We start from the raw sequence: 16,634 nt of genomic DNA on the forward strand, positions 1-16,634 counted from the left end.
ACCCTGAACTTGTTTCAGGGTCTCATTATTATTTATTCATTTTATGTGATTCCGAAACAAATTCGGAATGACGACTTATTTTAAACTATTTAAACGTAATGTAACCGCATTTTTATGTGCTTGCAAACCTTCGACTTCTGCCATAATTTCAATAGTTTTACCAATAGTTTGAATACCTTTTTCTGAAATTTTTTGAAAAGTAATCGATTTTAAAAATGAATCTAAATTTACACCTGAATACGCTTTTGAATACCCATTTGTTGGTAAGGTATGATTTGTGCCAGAAGCATAATCTCCTGCACTTTCCGGTGTGTAATTTCCTATAAAAACAGAACCTGCATTCTCTATTCCATTAACATAAAAATCGGTATTCTCTGTACAAATAATAAAATGTTCCGGACCGTATTCATTAATTAATTCTAAAGCAGTCTCTTTATTCTCAACAAAAATTAATTTTGAATTTTCAATAGCTTTTTCTGCTATTTTTTTACGTGGCAGTACATTTAGTTGTTTTTCAATTTCTATTTCCACTTCATTCATTTTTTCCAAAGAAGTTGATACTAAAATTACCTGACTATCAACACCGTGTTCCGATTGACTTAATAAATCTGATGCTACAAAACTTGCATTTGCAGTATCATCAGCAACCACTAATAATTCACTTGGACCTGCAGGCATATCAATAGCCACACCAAATTTTGTTGCCAATTGTTTTGCTACTGTAACATATTGATTTCCGGGACCAAATATTTTATAAACCTGCGGAATTGTTTCAGTACCAAATGTGAGTCCTGATATAGCTTGAATACCACCAACTTTTATAATTTTTGTAACACCACATAATTTTGCAGTATAAATTATAGCCGGATTGATGTTTCCTCTTTTATCGGGAGGTGAACACAGTACAATTTCTTTACAACCTGCAATTTGTGCAGGTACTGCTAACATTAAAACCGAAGAAAATAGCGGTGCTGTACCTCCGGGAATATACAATCCTACTTTTTGAATAGGGCGTTTTTCTTGCCAACATTCAACTCCGCTTACAGTTTCTACAACAACTTTTTTTGTTTTTTGTGCTGTGTGAAAATTTTCAATATTAGATTTAGCAAGTTTAATTGCTTGTTTTAATTCCTCTGAGACAAGTTGTTCTGCCTCAATTATTTCTTCTTCAGAAACATACATATCCGTTAATTCAACTCCATCAAAAATAGATGTATATCGAAGTACAGCATCATTTCCGTTGCGTTTTACATCTTCAAAAATTGAAGTGACAGTAGCTTCAATAGCCTCAACTGTTTGTGTTGGTCTTTGAAGTAACTGCAACCAGTCTTCTTTTTTTGGATTTAGATATTTTTTCATTTCAAATTAATTTATAATACCAATTTTTCAATAGGAATAACCAATAAACCTTCCGCTCCGTTTTCTTTCAATTCGTCAATAACTTCCCAAAAAGTATCTTTTTCGATAACCGTATGAATAGAACTCCACCCTTTTTCAGCCAAAGGTAATACTGTTGGACTGCGCATACCGGGTAATATTTTAATAATATTCTCAATTTTATCATTTGGAGCATTCATTAAAATATATTTTGATTTTCTGGCTTTTAATACTGCTTTAATTCTAAATTGAAGTTTATCTAAAAGTAGTTGATTTTCTTTTGAAATATTTGGAGAAACAGCTAAAACCGCTTCACTTTTTAACATTACTTCTACTTCTTTCAAATTATTTTTAAACAACGTGCTTCCACTGGAAACAATATCGCAAATAGCGTCGGCCAAACCAATATTTGGTGCAATTTCTACCGAACCGTTTATTAGGTGAATATCAGGCTGAACGTTGAATTTTTTAAAATATTCCACAACTGTATTTGGATATGAAGTTGCTATGCGCTTGCCATCTAAATCCTTTATACTATTGTATTTTTTTCCTTTTGGAACAGCTATAGAAACTCGGCATTTTGAAAAACCCAATTTCTCTACAATACCAATATCTTGTCCTTTTTCTATCAATACATTTTCACCAATAATAGCAATATCAACCACGCCATCTCTCAAATATTGAGGAATATCGCCGTTACGTAAATAGAGAACTTCTAAAGGAAAGTTGCTTGATTGTGCTTTTAATTGGTCTTTACCGTTGTCTATTGAAATTCCGCAGTCTTTTAGTATTGCCAAAGAGTCTTCGTTTAACCTGCCCGATTTTTGAACTGCTATTTTAATTCTATTCATTTTTTTTGTTTTTTTATGCTTGAAAAAATCAAAAAGGAATCATAAAAAAACCCGTTTGATTTTCTCAAACGGGTTTTATATATATTTTCGATTTATTCAATATATTTTCATCTCGCTTGAGTGCCAGTATGAAAATGATGATGTGATTGAATAAAATTCATTGTTTTTAATTTTATGTGACAAATATAGAAAAATGTTTAAAACCAACGCACTAAATATTTTAAATATTTACGTTTACATAGCTTTTTGTTAAATAATTAACATTTGAACAGTAATTGTGAGTAAAATGAAGCAATCTGTTACTTTTAAAACGCAAGATTACTTCGTCGTAAAAAAACTCCTCGTAATGACGAGTTATTTAAAATTGAAATATCCAACCATCTGATAAATCATTCCATTTAGGATTTAACGATTGTATCAACTCTTCTTTCCTTTTTCTATTACCAGACTTTAATTGCTTTTCTCTTTCTATTGCCTTTTTTATATCTTCAAACTCTTCAAAATATACTAGTTTAGTACAATTATATTTTAAAGTAAATCCTTTAAATCCTTTAGTTTTATGTTGATAGACTCGTTTTATTAAATTACTTGTAACACCAATATAAATAACTGTGTTATTTTTATTGGTCATAAAATAAACATAGCTTTTTTTCATTTGATAAAAGTATTAATTTTTCCTTGTTATTGCGAATGAAATGAAGCAATCTGTTATTTTGAAAACGCAAGATTACTTCGTCGCAAAAAACTCCTCGTAATGACGAAAGTAAACGTCATTGCGAATGAAATGAAGCAATCTGTTATTTTGAAAACGCAAGATTACTTCGTCGTAAAAAACCCCTCGTAATGACTAAAATAAACGTCATTGCGAATGAAATGAAGCAATCTGTTACTTTTAAAACGCAAGATTACTTCGTCGTAAAAAAACTCCTCGTAATGACGAAAATAAACGTCATTGCGAATGAAATGAAGCAATCTGTTATTTTGAAAATACAAGATTACTTCGTCGTAAAAAAACTCCTCGTAATGACGAAAGTAAACGTCATTGCGAATGAAATGAAGCAATCTGTTATTTTGAAAACGCAAGATTACTTCGTCGTAAAAAACTCCTCGTAATGACGAAAGTAAACGTCATTGCGAATGAAATGAAGCAATCTGTTACTTTTAAAACGCAAGATTACTTCGTCGTAAAAAAACTCCTCGTAATGACGAAAATAAACGTCATTGCGAATGAAATGAAGCAATCTGTTATTTTGAAAATACAAGATTACTTCGTCGTAAAAAAACTCCTCGTAATGACGAAAGTAAACGTCATTGCGAATGAAATGAAGTAATCTGTTACTTTTAAAACGCAAGATTACTTCGTCGTAAAAAACTCCTCGTAATGACGAAAGTAAACGCGTTAGGGATAGAACGGTTTGTTTGAGCTCTTTTACTGTAATTGATAAATTACTGTAAAAAGCGAGTAGTGATAGCCCGACCTTTAGGGAACGCCCAAAAAATAAATTGTTAAAAACTCATTTGATAAATGATGAAATATTATAAAATGTATCTAAAATGTTTCTAATTATTTGGTTAAATTTGGGCTTTCTAACAACACACTAAACAAATCAGAAATATGATTCATTTCTTTGGAAACGCAAACAGTACTATTTATGCTGTTCAAACGTCAAAAGAACTTACGAGCGAGGACACTCAAAAATTAAACTGGCTTTTTGGAAATCAAGAAAAAATAAATGAGGCATCTATTGATGCTTTTTTTATTGGTCCGCGTGCTGCAATGGTTACTCCTTGGAGTACAAATGCAGTTGAAATAACCCAAAATATGGGAATTGAAGACATTATAAGAATTGAAGAATTTACTGCTTCTACAAAAGATGAAGCTTTTGATTCAATGCTTTTTCATAAATACACATCGCTAAATCAGGCTATTTTTGATATTAATATTGCTCCTGCTCCTATCTTAGAAATTGATGATATTGCACGTTATAATGAGCAAGAAGGACTGTCTTTAAGTGAAGAAGAAGTTGCTTATTTGAATGAAATGAGTACTAGAATTGGCAGAAAACTAACTGATTCTGAAGTGTTTGGATTTTCACAAGTAAACTCTGAACATTGCCGACACAAGATATTTAACGGAACTTTTGTAATTGACGGTGAAGAAATGCCAACGTCTTTATTCAAATTGATTAAAAAAACATCTGAAACGAATCCTAACAAAATTGTTTCGGCTTATAAAGACAATGTAGCTTTTGTTGAAGGTCCTGTGGTGGAGCAATTTGCACCAAAATCTGCCGATAAACCAGATTTTTATGAGAAAAAAGACTTTAAATCGGTTATTTCACTAAAAGCTGAAACACATAACTTTCCTACAACTGTTGAGCCTTTTAACGGTGCTGCAACGGGATCGGGAGGAGAAATACGTGATAGATTAGCCGGAGGAAAAGGATCGTTACCATTGGCGGGAACTGCTGTTTATATGACTTCCTATTCACGATTACCCTTCGACTCCGCTCAGGGCAAGCAATTCGACATCAATCTGCACAAGCCTTGGGAAAAAGGAATGAAAGAACGTGATTGGTTGTACCAAACACCTATGGATATTTTAATAAAAGCCTCTAATGGTGCTTCAGATTTTGGAAATAAATTTGGACAACCATTAATTACAGGTTCTCTTTTAACGTTTGAACACGATGAACACTTTGATACTTCGACTACGCTCAGTACAGGCAAGTTCAGTACTAATGCTCCTCGTAAATTAGGTTTTGATAAAGTAATTATGCAAGCCGGAGGTATTGGCTTTGGTAAAGCTGATCAGGCGTTGAAAGATACACCAAAAACAGGTGATAAAATAATAATTTTAGGTGGAGAAAACTACCGAATTGGAATGGGCGGCGCTGCAGTATCATCAGCTGATACGGGAGAGTTCCACAGTGGTATTGAATTAAATGCAGTACAACGTTCAAATCCTGAAATGCAAAAAAGAGCTGCAAATGCTGTACGTGGTATGGTTGAAAGTGATGTGAATCCAATTGTTTCTATTCACGATCACGGTGCCGGCGGACATTTAAATTGTTTGTCGGAATTGGTTGAAGAAACCGGTGGAATTATTGATTTAGATAAATTACCTATTGGAGATCCTACCCTTTCTGCAAAAGAAATTATTGGAAATGAATCTCAGGAACGTATGGGACTGGTTATCAGCAAAGAAAATACTGAAACCCTAAAACGTATTGCCGAAAGAGAACGTTCTCCTTTTTATGAAGTTGGTGACGTTACAAACGACAAACATTTTACGTTTGAGTCTAAAGTTAAAGGAGAGAAACCGATGGATTTAGCATTAAGCGATATGTTTGGAAGTTCTCCAAAAACAATTATGAATGATGTTTCTGTTGAAAGAAATTATGCTGATGTTTCTTACAATCAGGAAGATATTTACACATACATAAAGCAAGTATTGCGATTAGAAGCTGTTGCTTGTAAAGATTGGTTAACCAATAAAGTAGACCGGTGTGTTACAGGTAAAGTGGCTAAACAGCAATGTGCAGGACCGTTACAATTACCTTTAAACAATTGTGGTGTAATGGCATTGGATTACAATGGAAAAGAAGGTATTGCAACTTCTGTTGGTCATTCGCCTGTAAGCGCGCTTATTGATCCGGTTGCCGGAAGTAAAAATGCAATTGCTGAAGCTTTAACAAATATTATTTGGGCGCCTTTACAAGATAATTTAGAGTCGGTTTCTTTATCAGCTAACTGGATGTGGCCTTGTAGAAACGAAGGTGAAGATGCTCGTTTGTATAAAGCTGTAAAAGCGGTCTCAGATTTTGCTATTGAGCTAGGAATTAATGTACCAACAGGTAAAGATTCCTTATCAATGAAACAAAAATACCCAAATGATGAAGTGCTTTCTCCCGGAACGGTAATTATTTCTGCCGCAGGACATTGTAATGACATTACCAAAGTTGTTGAACCTGTTGCTCAACTTAATAAATACAATAAAATTTACTATATCAACTTATCAAATGATACGTTTAAATTAGGCGGTTCATCATTTGCGCAAGTTCAAAATAAAATTGGAAAAGAAACTCCAACAATTGTTGATACTGAAGCGTTCAAGAATGCTTTTAACACTATTCAGGAACTTATCAAAAAAGGTAAAATAAGTGCAGGACACGATATTTCTTCGGGTGGATTATTAACTACATTGTTAGAAATGTGTTTTTCACAAACAAACGTTGGTTTAAACATTAATTTGACTTCGTTAGGTGAAAATGATACTATAAAAGTATTATTTGCTGAAAATAGTGGTATTGTTTTCCAAAGTTGTGATGCTGAAGTTCCTTCAATTTTATCTAAAAACACTATTGATTTCTTTGAAATTGGAACTGCCACTGAAAGTAATACAATTACAATTACAAATTACGAAACAATTTTAGATTTTGATATTACTGAACTGCGTGATGTTTGGTATGAAACTTCTTATTTATTAGATGCTAAACAATCTGGTAACGTAAAAGCTAAAGAACGTTTTGACAATTACAAAAAACAGCCTCTAAAATATACGTTTCCAAGTCATTTTACAGGTAAGCTAAAAAATGTCATTGCGAGCGAAACGAAGCAATCTGTATTTAGTAATGAGATTACTTCAGTCGATTCTCTCCTTCGTAATGACGAGAAAGCCAAAATAAAAGCAGCCATAATTAGAGAAAAAGGAAGCAATAGTGAGCGTGAAATGGCTAATGCAATGTATATGGCCGGTTTTGATGTAAAAGATGTGCATATGACCGATTTAATAAGCGGACGTGAAACATTAGAAGATATTCAATTTATTGCTGCTGTAGGAGGTTTTTCAAATTCTGATGTTTTAGGTTCAGCCAAAGGTTGGGCAGGAGCATTTTTATACAATGAAAAGGCTAAAACGGCTTTAAATAACTTTTTTAACAGAAAAGATACGCTTTCGTTAGGTGTTTGTAATGGCTGTCAGCTTTTTGTTGAATTAGGATTGATAAATCCGAATCATACCAAAAAACCTAAAATGTTGCATAACGACTCTCATAAATTTGAATGCACATTCTCGGCGGTTGAAATTATGGAAAACAACTCCGTAATGCTTCAAAATTTAGCCGGAAGTACTTTAGGAATATGGTCTGCTCACGGAGAAGGAAAATTCAGTTTTCCAAAAGATGAAAGCGAATACAATATTCCTGCAAAATATGCGTATGATGGTTATCCTTTCAATCCAAACGGCTCAGATTATAACGCTGCGATGTTAAATTCTGATGACGGCCGTCATTTAGTAATGATGCCGCATTTAGAGCGTTCAACATTTCCTTGGAACTGGGCATATTATCCTTCAGAAAGAAAAAATGATAATGTAACACCTTGGTTACAAGCTTTTATCAATGCTTATAACTGGTTAAATAAAAAGTAAAAAATATTTCAAAATTACTGTTCTAAAGGATTTCATTTTTGTGAAATCCTTTTTTTATTCCTATTTTGCAGTAACCTAAAATAAAATATGTCGAAAAATATAAGTCGGCTTTTTGACTTTGCATACAGTCAATTAGCTACAAATCCGCAACCTAATTGTTTTAACACAAAGGTTGGTGATGATTGGATACCTACATCTACTCAACAATACATTGAGCAGGCAAATATTATTAGTAGAGCCTTGCTAAAGCTTGGTGTAAAAAAGAATGATAAAATTGCTGTTGTTACAACCAATAATAGAGTTGAATGGAGTATTTTGGATATTGCTGTTTTACAAATTGGAGCTATAAATGTGCCTTTGTACCCTACAATTTCATCTAAAGATTATCAATATATCATCAACCATTCTGATGCTGTTTTTTGTTTTGTTTCTGATGCCGAATTGGCAAAAAAAGTAAGTAAAATAAAAAATGAAACACAGTTAAAAGATATGTATTCTTTTGATGAAATTTCAGGAATTTCAAGCTGGAAATCCTTATTAAAATTAGGTGAAGATACCACAAATCAATCTTTAGTAGATGAATATCGAAATAGTGTTTTACCTTCCGATCTTGCCACTATAATTTATACATCAGGAACTACAGGAACACCGAAAGGTGTTATGCTATCACATCAAAATATCACAGAAAACACATTGGCAGGTGCAGAAGCCATGGATTTTGAAAAAGGAACTACACTTAAAGTTTTAAGCTATTTACCAATCTGCCATATTTTAGAACGTTTTGCAATGTACTATTATCAATTTATGTGTTTTGAAATTTATTTTGCAGAATCTATTGATAAACTAGCTGATAATTTAAAAGAAGTAAAACCTCATTTTATACCTGTAGTACCACGCCTGTTAGAAAAGATATATGATAAAATTGTTGATAAAGGAAGCAGCTTAAAAGGAATCAAAAAAATGCTTTTCTTTTGGGCGTTAGAACTTGGTAAACATTACAAACCCTATAAACGAAATGGTTGGTGGTATCATTTCAAATTAACTATTGCCAAAAAATTAATTTTCAGTAAATGGAGAGAAGCTTTTGGAGGAAATATAAAATTTTTGGTTTCGGGTAGTGCGCCATTGCAACCAGTACTTACCAAAATTTTTACTGCTGCCGGAATTCCTATTTTTGAAGGTTACGGTTTAACCGAAACCTCACCAGGCGTTGCCATTAACGATTTTAGAAATAAAAAATTCAAAATTGGTACGGTTGGCAAAACTTTAAATGGTGTTGAAGTAAAAATAGCTGATGACGGGGAAATTTTGGTAAAAGGAAGTAATGTTATGTTAGGCTACTATAAGAATGAAGAGCTTACACATAAAACCATTGTAAATGGTTATCTACACACAGGTGATATTGGAGAAATTGATACTGAAGGATTTTTAAAAATAACCGATCGAAAAAAAGAAATGTTTAAAACTTCGGGAGGTAAATACATTGCTCCGGCTGTTTTAGAGAGTAAATTAAAAGAATCTCGTTTTATTGAACAAGCAATGGTTATTGGTGAAGGAGAAAAAATGCCCGCAGCTATCATTCAGCCAAATTTTGAGTTTTTAAGGGATTGGGCACGCATTCATAATGAGCCAATCCCAAATAATAATGAAGATTTTATTGAAAATCCTAATATTATCAATAGAATTCAAAAAGAAATTACTAAAACCTGTAAAAAATTTGGGAAATGGGAGCAAATCAAAGCTTTTGAACTTACTCCAGAAATTTGGTCAATAGACAATGGTTTATTAACTCCAACTTTAAAAATGAAACGAAAAGAAATAAAACAAAAATATAAACACTTATACAATAAAATATATACAAACTAATATTAATAAGTATGAAACAACCTTTCTTGTATATTCACTTTAATTTTTATACTTTGCAAGGATACAAAAAACCTAAATCAAAAAATGCAAAATAATATAACTCGATTATTTGATATACCTTATTATCAAATAAATAACTATAACTTAAGCAAAGCTTTTGTTACCAAATACAATGGTGAATGGGTTGCAACTTCAACCCAAGAATACTTAAATAAATTTAACGCAATAAGTAGAGGCTTATTAAAATTAGGTATAAAACCCGGCGATAAAATTGCCGTTATATCTACCAATAACAGAACCGAATGGAATATAGTTGATATTGGTATACTTCAAATAGGTGCTATTAACGTTCCTATGTACCCAACCATCACAAAAGAAGATTTTGAATACATTTTCAATCATGCCGAAATTTCTCACTGCTTTTTATCAGATAAAGACCTCTATAAAAAAGTTAATGCTATAAAAGAAAATGTTCCAACCTTAAAAGAAATCTATTCTTTTGATGACGTTAAAAATTGCAAAAGCTGGAATGAAGTTTTAGAACTTGGAAAAGATGAAAGTAACCAAACTGAAGTTGAAGCGTTAAAAGAAAAAGTAAAAACTGAAGATTTAGCAACAATTATTTATACTTCGGGTACCACCGGAAAACCAAAAGGTGTAATGCTCTCTCATAGTAATATTGTTAGCAATGTTGTTGATTGTACACCTGTAATTCCTATAGTAAAAGGAGAATCTGTAACATTTAGCTTTTTACCGGTTTGTCATATTTTTGAGAGAATGTTACTTTATTTATATCAATACGCCGGATGTTCCATCTATTTTGCAGAAAGTATAGAAAAAGTTGCAGAGAATATTAAAGAAGTAAAACCTCATTTAATGACCGTGGTACCGCGCTTATTAGAGAAAGTTTACGACAGTATTATAGCAAAAGGCTCTGAACTAAAAGGCATAAAAAAAGCATTATTCTTTTGGGCAGTTGATTTAGGTTTAAAATATGAACCTTATGATAAAAATGGTTGGTGGTACAAAAAAAAATTAGCTGTAGCTGATAAACTAATTTTTAGCAAATGGAGAGAAGCTTTAGGAGGCAATCTTGGAACTATGGTTTCGGGCAGTGCTGCTCTTCAACCAAGGTTAGCCAGAGTATTTTGTGCTGCTAAAATGCAAGTTTGGGAAGGATACGGACTTACAGAAACTTCTCCTGTGATTTCTGTGAACGTATATAAAAATGAAGGTTTAAAAATTGGAACTGTTGGTAAACCTATAGCAAATGTTGAAGTTGAAATTGCTGATGATGGTGAAATTTTAGTAAAAGGGCCAAATGTAATGCAAGGATATTATAAAGACCCTGAAAGAACTAAAAGTGTTATGACCGGTGATTATTTTCATACCGGTGATAAAGGTGAAATTGATGAAGAAGGCTTCTTGAAAATTACAGGGAGAAAAAAAGAAATTTTCAAAACCTCAGGAGGTAAATACATTGTACCTGCTTTATTGGAAAATGAAATGAAACCATCTCGTTTTATTGAACAAATTTTGGTTATTGGTGAAGGACAAAAAATGCCTGCAGCTATCATTCAACCTAATTTTGAATTTTTAAGAAATTGGGCTAAAATTCATCATGAGCCAATTCCTGGTAATAATCAAGATTTAATTGAAAATCCGCATGTTATAAAACGTATTCAAAAAGAAATTGATAAAGTAAATAAAGGTTTTGGTAAATGGGAGCAAATAAAACGATTTGAACTAACTCCCGATGTTTGGGGTATTGATAATGGTTTACTTACACCAACCATGAAACCTAAGCGAGATGAAATAATAGAAAAATACAAACATTTATACAATAAAATTTACGAAAATAATAATTCAGAATCACATTAAAACCATTGGTTTTTTTATTTTTGCAACAATCAAAATCATCTAAATGGAACATTTTATAGTATCAGCTCGAAAATATAGACCTCAAACTTTTGAGGATGTAGTTGGGCAACAAGCAATTACCAATACGCTTGAAAATGCTATAAAAAACAACCATTTAGCTCAAGCTTTGTTGTTTACAGGTCCAAGAGGTGTAGGTAAAACAACATGTGCTCGAATTTTAGCTAAAAAGATAAATCAAGCAGGAGTTGAGAATGCAGACGAAGATTTTGCGTTCAATATATTTGAGTTAGATGCTGCATCTAACAATTCGGTTGATGATATAAGGGCTTTAACCGATCAGGTGAGAATACCTCCTCAAACCGGAAAATACAAAGTGTATATAATTGATGAGGTACACATGCTTTCACAATCGGCATTTAATGCATTTCTAAAAACGCTGGAAGAACCACCTGCTCATGCTATTTTTATTTTAGCAACTACTGAAAAGCATAAAATAATTCCAACCATATTATCGAGATGTCAAATATTTGATTTTAAGAGAATTGGAGTTTTAGATACCAAAAAGTATTTAGAAAATATTGCCAAACAAGAACATATAAATGCTGAGGATGATGCGCTTCATATAATTGCTCAAAAAGCTGATGGTGCTATGCGAGATGCTCTGTCAATCTTCGATAGAGTAGTTAGCTTTTCCGGGACTGAATTAACCAGAAAAGCGGTGACCGAAAATTTAAATGTGCTTGATTATGATGAATACTTTAAAACAACCGATTTATTGTTAGACATTAAGATTCCGGAAGTATTAATTCATTTTAATTCAATTTTAGCCAAAGGATTTGACGGTAATCATTTTATTAGTGGTTTGGCTGCTCATTTTAGAGATTTGTTGGTTGCAAAAGATAAAATAACTATTGAGCTTTTAGAGGTTGGTGATAATGCTAAAAAGAAATATCTAGAACAATCACAAAAATGTGATTTAAAGTTCTTGCTCCAAGCGATAGATTTAGCTAACGACTGCGATTTAAAGTATAAAGGAAGTAAAAATCAACGACTTCTGGTTGAATTAACTTTAATGCAATTAGCCTCTATCACTTTTGATGGAGAAAAAAAAAATGATAAACCCTTCATAATTGCCGCTTTACACTTTAGAACTGAAGTAAAAAGAACTGTAAAAGCAAAATCAATTCTAAAAAAAGAAGATAATGCCATTAAAAAAACTTCTTCAGTTCATAATATAGAAAAAACTGAAAAAGAGTTTGTTAAACCTATATTAAAAAATGGAAAAAGACGTCCTTCAGCATTATCATTAAACAGTATTGAGCGCAAAAAAGAAATTTCAAAAATTGAAGTCGATTTTGAAGAAGTTGAAGGTTTACCGAGTGATGATTTTGTAGAAGACAAAGTTGTTGCCTTATGGAAAGAATATATTGAAAAACTACTGAATAAAGGTAAAAAAAGTGTGGCATCAATAATGAATGCCAACGAACCTACTGTTAAAGAAGATCACCAAATACATTTTGAGCTTCCAAATGCTTTAATGAAAGATCAATTAGAGCGCACAAAACCTCCTCTTTTAAAATTTTTGAGAGAACGTTTAAATAATTTCAAGGTTGATATTTTAATTGACGTAAACGAACAGGAAACAAAAAAATACGCTTACACACCTCAAGAAAAATATCAGAAATTAAAAGAAAAAAACAGCGCAATTGAATTATTGAAAAAGACTTTTGATTTAGACTTATAAAACTGAACGATTATGATGCTAGGACTACAATTTGAAACTGCAACTTCATGGGCTGAAATTGCTAAAAATGATTTACGACAAATATTAACAGACCATGCTTTTGCTGAACAAAAAGCTGCTGCAAATGCTACATCCATTATTATCAATTATTCTGAAGAAACAGAATTGGTACAGGAAATGGCCTTAATTGCCATTGAAGAAATGCAACATTTTAAAATGGTACACGATATAATGGTAAAAAGAGGTATGACCTTAGGACAAGGAACTAAAAATGATTATGCACTCCATTTGCAAAGTTTTTTTCCAAAAACAAAAGACCGATTGGAAAGTTTAATACAACGCTTGTTAATTGCCGGCTTAATTGAAGCCAGAAGTTGTGAACGTTTTAAAGTATTTTCCGAAAATATGGAAGATGCTGAACTTTCTAAATTTTATCTTGATTTAATGGCTTCGGAAGCAAATCATTATGCTACATTTTTAAATTTTGCCAGAAAATATCAAGACAAAGAAATTGTGAATAAAAAATGGAAAGGCTTATTGGAATACGAAGCCGAATTCATGAAATCGAGAGGTATAAAAGCAAAAGTTCACGGTTAATGTACAGCAAAGAAGAATCAGAAAAACTTAGAAAAGAATTTTGGACAAGCTTTGGCAAATCGTTCCCAAGAAAATGGTTATTGTATAATACCAAAATAAAGGGTTTCAGTTTTAAATTTTCAGCAAACACAAAAGAGGCATTGGTTTGTTTAGATATTGAATCGGCAGATAGGACTAAAAATGAATTACTTTTCGACCAAGTTTTAGAATTAAAAAATAATTTAATTGAAGATTATTTACCAGACGTTATTTTTGATGAACTATATCTATTAGAGAACGGAAAAATTATTCATAGAATTTATGTGAAATACAACAAAGAGTTTAATATTCACAATAAAAATACTTGGCAAGGCGCATTTCTATTTTTTAATGAAGCTATGCATCAATTTGAAGAATTTTATGAAGATTTTGAAGATTTTATAAAACAAGTCATTTATTACTAATTCCAAATTGATACGCTATTAAGAGCATCGCAACAAAATAATCTCTTTAATTAACAATAAATTGCCACTGTAAATTAAAAATTTGCTTCGCAATAATTATTTTTTTTCAAAAACTAATTCCTATAAACATTCAAAAAATACCTTATTTTTGTAACCATGAATACAATTCCTAATGACACTATTATTGCTTTAGCAACTCCATCGGGTGTTGGTGCAATTGCCGTTATTCGTTTGTCAGGTTCTACATCAATAGAAATTGTAAATCAGTTTTTTAGATCAAAATTTGCTAAAAAAGATTTAACCAATGTAAAATCGCACACTATTCATTTAGGAAATATTATTGAAGACCATCGTATAATTGATGAAGTATTGGTTTCAGTTTTTAAAAATCCTAATTCTTATACAGGTGAAAATGTGGTAGAGATAAACTGCCATGGTTCAGTTTATATTCAACAAGAAATAATTCAGTTATTCATCAAAAATGGCGTTAGAAATGCTGAGCCGGGTGAATTTACATTGAGAGCCTTTTTAAATGGCAAAATGGATTTAAGTCAGGCTGAAGCTGTAGCAGATCTAATAAGTTCAAATTCAGCAGCATCACATCAGGTTGCATTACAACAAATGCGTGGTGGTTTTAGCAGTGAAATTGAAAATTTACGTGAACAATTACTAAATTTTGCAAGTTTAATTGAATTAGAACTCGATTTTGCTGAAGAAGATGTTGAATTTGCCGATAGAACAGCTTTTAACAAACTGGTAGCTAAAATTAGTTCAGTTTTAAAAAAATTGATAGATTCTTTTGCTTTAGGAAATGTGTTAAAAAATGGTATTCCAGTTGCTATTATTGGAGAACCCAATGTTGGGAAATCAACTTTACTAAATGCTTTATTGAACGAAGAAAAAGCAATTGTAAGCGATATTGCAGGAACTACACGAGATGCTATTGAAGACGAAATAAGTATTGATGGTATTGCCTACCGTTTTATTGATACAGCAGGAATTAGAAATACAAAAGATATTGTTGAAAGTATTGGTATTAAAAAAACATTCGAAAAAATAGAACAAGCCCAATTGGTTATTTACCTGTTTGATTTGGAAAAAGTTAAAAACGGTACAACATCAATTGAAAACATTCATCTTGAAATTAATAAAATTGTAGAAAAACATCCAACAAAACATTTAATGATTATCGCCAATAAAGTTGATGTTATTGATACTAATTTAAAAAGTAACGTAATTGAAGCTTTTGAAAATATGGAACTGCTGTTCCTCTCAGCAAAAGAAAAAACCGGTATTCACGAATTAACTACTACCCTAGCCCATTTAGTAAATAAAGGCGCATTAAGTAATAACGAAACTATAGTAAGTAACTCGCGTCATTTTGAGGCTTTGAATAATGCTTATAATTCTATCAAAGAAGTTCAAAAAGGTATTGATGCCAATATTAGTACAGATTTGTTTGCTATTGATATACGTCAGGCGTTACATTATTTAGGTGAAATTACAGGAAAAGTAACTACAGAAGATTTACTTGGAAATATTTTTGCTAACTTTTGTATTGGGAAGTAAAAGGTCTACAAATAGAATTTAAAATACTGATATTAAATATTTTACAGACATTTTTATACTTTAAAATAACTATTTAAAGTGATGGTATAATTAAACAATATAAAGATAATTCAATAATAGTTATAACAATAAAACCCTTGGTGGATTTATTATAAAATTATAATAAATGTTCCTACACCCTCAAATAAAAAAGAGGGATTACATCCCTCTTTTTATCAGCAAAATTTAAAATAATTATTTTCTGTTTTAAAAAATCAGATCATAATTAGTACTATCTTCAATCAAATTATATTTTATATATCATTACTTCCAGAAAGCAGCATATAGAGCTACCAAAATAATCATAACAGCAAAAGCGCCTATGTTAAACTTCGGACTGGTTTTAAACAACTCTTTTGTTAACGGAATTCCTTTTGCATCATCCGCTCCTTTATGTTGGAAATAACTAACCATTGAAATCACTATCATAGTCAAAATAAAAGTATATCCCATTTGATCCATAAAAGGAACATCTACAAAAAATGAACTTGTTGACCATCCTTTTGGTGCTACCTTAAAATACATTGCTATAGGAATTGAAGCTAAAGCACCTACAATAGCTCCTTTGTTTGTTGTTTTTTTCCAGAATAGTCCTAACATAAATACCGCTAAAATACCCGGACTTACAACGCCTGTATATTCTTGTATAAATTGAAATGCCTGATCAATTCCTCCTAATAATGGTGCCATTATACAAGCAATTATCAAGGCAACTCCTGCTGAAATTCTACCCATATTTACTGTTGCTTTATCACTTGCATTTTTATTGATATATTGCTTATATATATCCATTGTAAAAATAGTAGATGTAGAGTTAAGCATAGATGCTAATGATG

The 16,634-nt window shown here is 31.7% G+C and carries 10 protein-coding genes and 1 pseudogene; 7 read left to right on the plus strand and 4 right to left on the minus strand.

The features are described from left to right. Window positions 1-75: 75 nt before the first annotated feature. From hisD to HGB55_RS13325, 3 genes are all read right to left on the minus strand, one after another. Window positions 76-1,359, minus strand: coding sequence for a histidinol dehydrogenase (hisD, locus tag HGB55_RS13315; protein ID WP_168817384.1), 1,284 nt, complete (start codon window positions 1,357-1,359; stop codon window positions 76-78). A gap of 11 nt (window positions 1,360-1,370) precedes the next feature. Further along, a complete protein-coding gene (gene hisG, locus HGB55_RS13320; protein WP_168817385.1) occupies window positions 1,371-2,228 on the minus strand; it encodes an ATP phosphoribosyltransferase in 858 nt (285 codons plus the stop codon). 358 nt (window positions 2,229-2,586) lie between these two features. Next, on the minus strand, window positions 2,587-2,883 hold the full coding sequence (locus tag HGB55_RS13325; protein ID WP_168817386.1) for a GIY-YIG nuclease family protein: 297 nt from the start codon (window positions 2,881-2,883) through the stop codon (window positions 2,587-2,589). A gap of 960 nt (window positions 2,884-3,843) precedes the next feature. Between HGB55_RS13325 and purL the strand changes: the two genes are divergently transcribed. From purL to mnmE, 7 genes are all read left to right on the plus strand, one after another. Beyond that, entirely contained in the window at window positions 3,844-7,659 is a 3,816-nt protein-coding gene (gene purL / locus HGB55_RS13330) for a phosphoribosylformylglycinamidine synthase (RefSeq protein ID WP_168817387.1), read from the plus strand. An 87-nt stretch (window positions 7,660-7,746) separates the two neighbouring features. Continuing rightward, a complete protein-coding gene (locus HGB55_RS13335) occupies window positions 7,747-9,525 on the plus strand; it encodes a long-chain fatty acid--CoA ligase (RefSeq protein WP_168817388.1) in 1,779 nt (592 codons plus the stop codon). An 84-nt stretch (window positions 9,526-9,609) separates the two neighbouring features. Then, the gene (locus HGB55_RS13340) at window positions 9,610-11,406 is read left to right on the plus strand and encodes a long-chain fatty acid--CoA ligase (protein WP_168817389.1); all 1,797 of its coding nucleotides are present in this window, start codon (window positions 9,610-9,612) and stop codon (window positions 11,404-11,406) included. A 43-nt stretch (window positions 11,407-11,449) separates the two neighbouring features. Then, a complete protein-coding gene (gene dnaX / locus HGB55_RS13345; RefSeq protein WP_168817390.1) occupies window positions 11,450-13,150 on the plus strand; it encodes a DNA polymerase III subunit gamma/tau in 1,701 nt (566 codons plus the stop codon). A gap of 15 nt (window positions 13,151-13,165) precedes the next feature. Further along, a complete protein-coding gene (locus HGB55_RS13350; protein WP_168817393.1) occupies window positions 13,166-13,747 on the plus strand; it encodes a tRNA-(ms[2]io[6]A)-hydroxylase in 582 nt (193 codons plus the stop codon). Next, entirely contained in the window at window positions 13,747-14,190 is a 444-nt protein-coding gene (locus HGB55_RS13355; RefSeq protein ID WP_168817391.1) for a DUF4268 domain-containing protein, read from the plus strand. Before HGB55_RS13350 ends, HGB55_RS13355 begins: the two co-directional genes overlap by 1 nt. A gap of 156 nt (window positions 14,191-14,346) precedes the next feature. After that, a complete protein-coding gene (gene mnmE / locus HGB55_RS13360; RefSeq protein ID WP_168817392.1) occupies window positions 14,347-15,759 on the plus strand; it encodes a tRNA uridine-5-carboxymethylaminomethyl(34) synthesis GTPase MnmE in 1,413 nt (470 codons plus the stop codon). Between the two features lie 303 nt (window positions 15,760-16,062). On the opposite strand, the pseudogene HGB55_RS13365 reads toward mnmE, so the two are convergent. After that, window positions 16,063-16,634 (minus strand): annotated as a pseudogene (locus HGB55_RS13365) (sodium/glucose cotransporter); the annotation flags it as partial.

It is taken from the genome of Lutibacter sp. B1, assembly GCF_012524075.1.
Taxonomy (GTDB): domain Bacteria; phylum Bacteroidota; class Bacteroidia; order Flavobacteriales; family Flavobacteriaceae; genus Lutibacter.

Excerpts from the sequence above, each read along its gene's own strand:
- hisD (WP_168817384.1), bottom strand. The coding sequence starts at position 1,359 with ATGAAAAAATATCTAAATCCAAAAAAAGAAGACTGGTTGCAGTTACTT.
- hisG (WP_168817385.1), bottom strand. The coding sequence starts at position 2,228 with ATGAATAGAATTAAAATAGCAGTTCAAAAATCGGGCAGGTTAAACGAA.
- HGB55_RS13325 (WP_168817386.1), bottom strand. The coding sequence starts at position 2,883 with ATGAAAAAAAGCTATGTTTATTTTATGACCAATAAAAATAACACAGTT.
- purL (WP_168817387.1), top strand. The coding sequence starts at position 3,844 with ATGATTCATTTCTTTGGAAACGCAAACAGTACTATTTATGCTGTTCAA.
- HGB55_RS13335 (WP_168817388.1), top strand. The coding sequence starts at position 7,747 with ATGTCGAAAAATATAAGTCGGCTTTTTGACTTTGCATACAGTCAATTA.
- HGB55_RS13340 (WP_168817389.1), top strand. The coding sequence starts at position 9,610 with ATGCAAAATAATATAACTCGATTATTTGATATACCTTATTATCAAATA.
- dnaX (WP_168817390.1), top strand. The coding sequence starts at position 11,450 with ATGGAACATTTTATAGTATCAGCTCGAAAATATAGACCTCAAACTTTT.
- HGB55_RS13350 (WP_168817393.1), top strand. The coding sequence starts at position 13,166 with ATGCTAGGACTACAATTTGAAACTGCAACTTCATGGGCTGAAATTGCT.
- HGB55_RS13355 (WP_168817391.1), top strand. The coding sequence starts at position 13,747 with ATGTACAGCAAAGAAGAATCAGAAAAACTTAGAAAAGAATTTTGGACA.
- mnmE (WP_168817392.1), top strand. The coding sequence starts at position 14,347 with ATGAATACAATTCCTAATGACACTATTATTGCTTTAGCAACTCCATCG.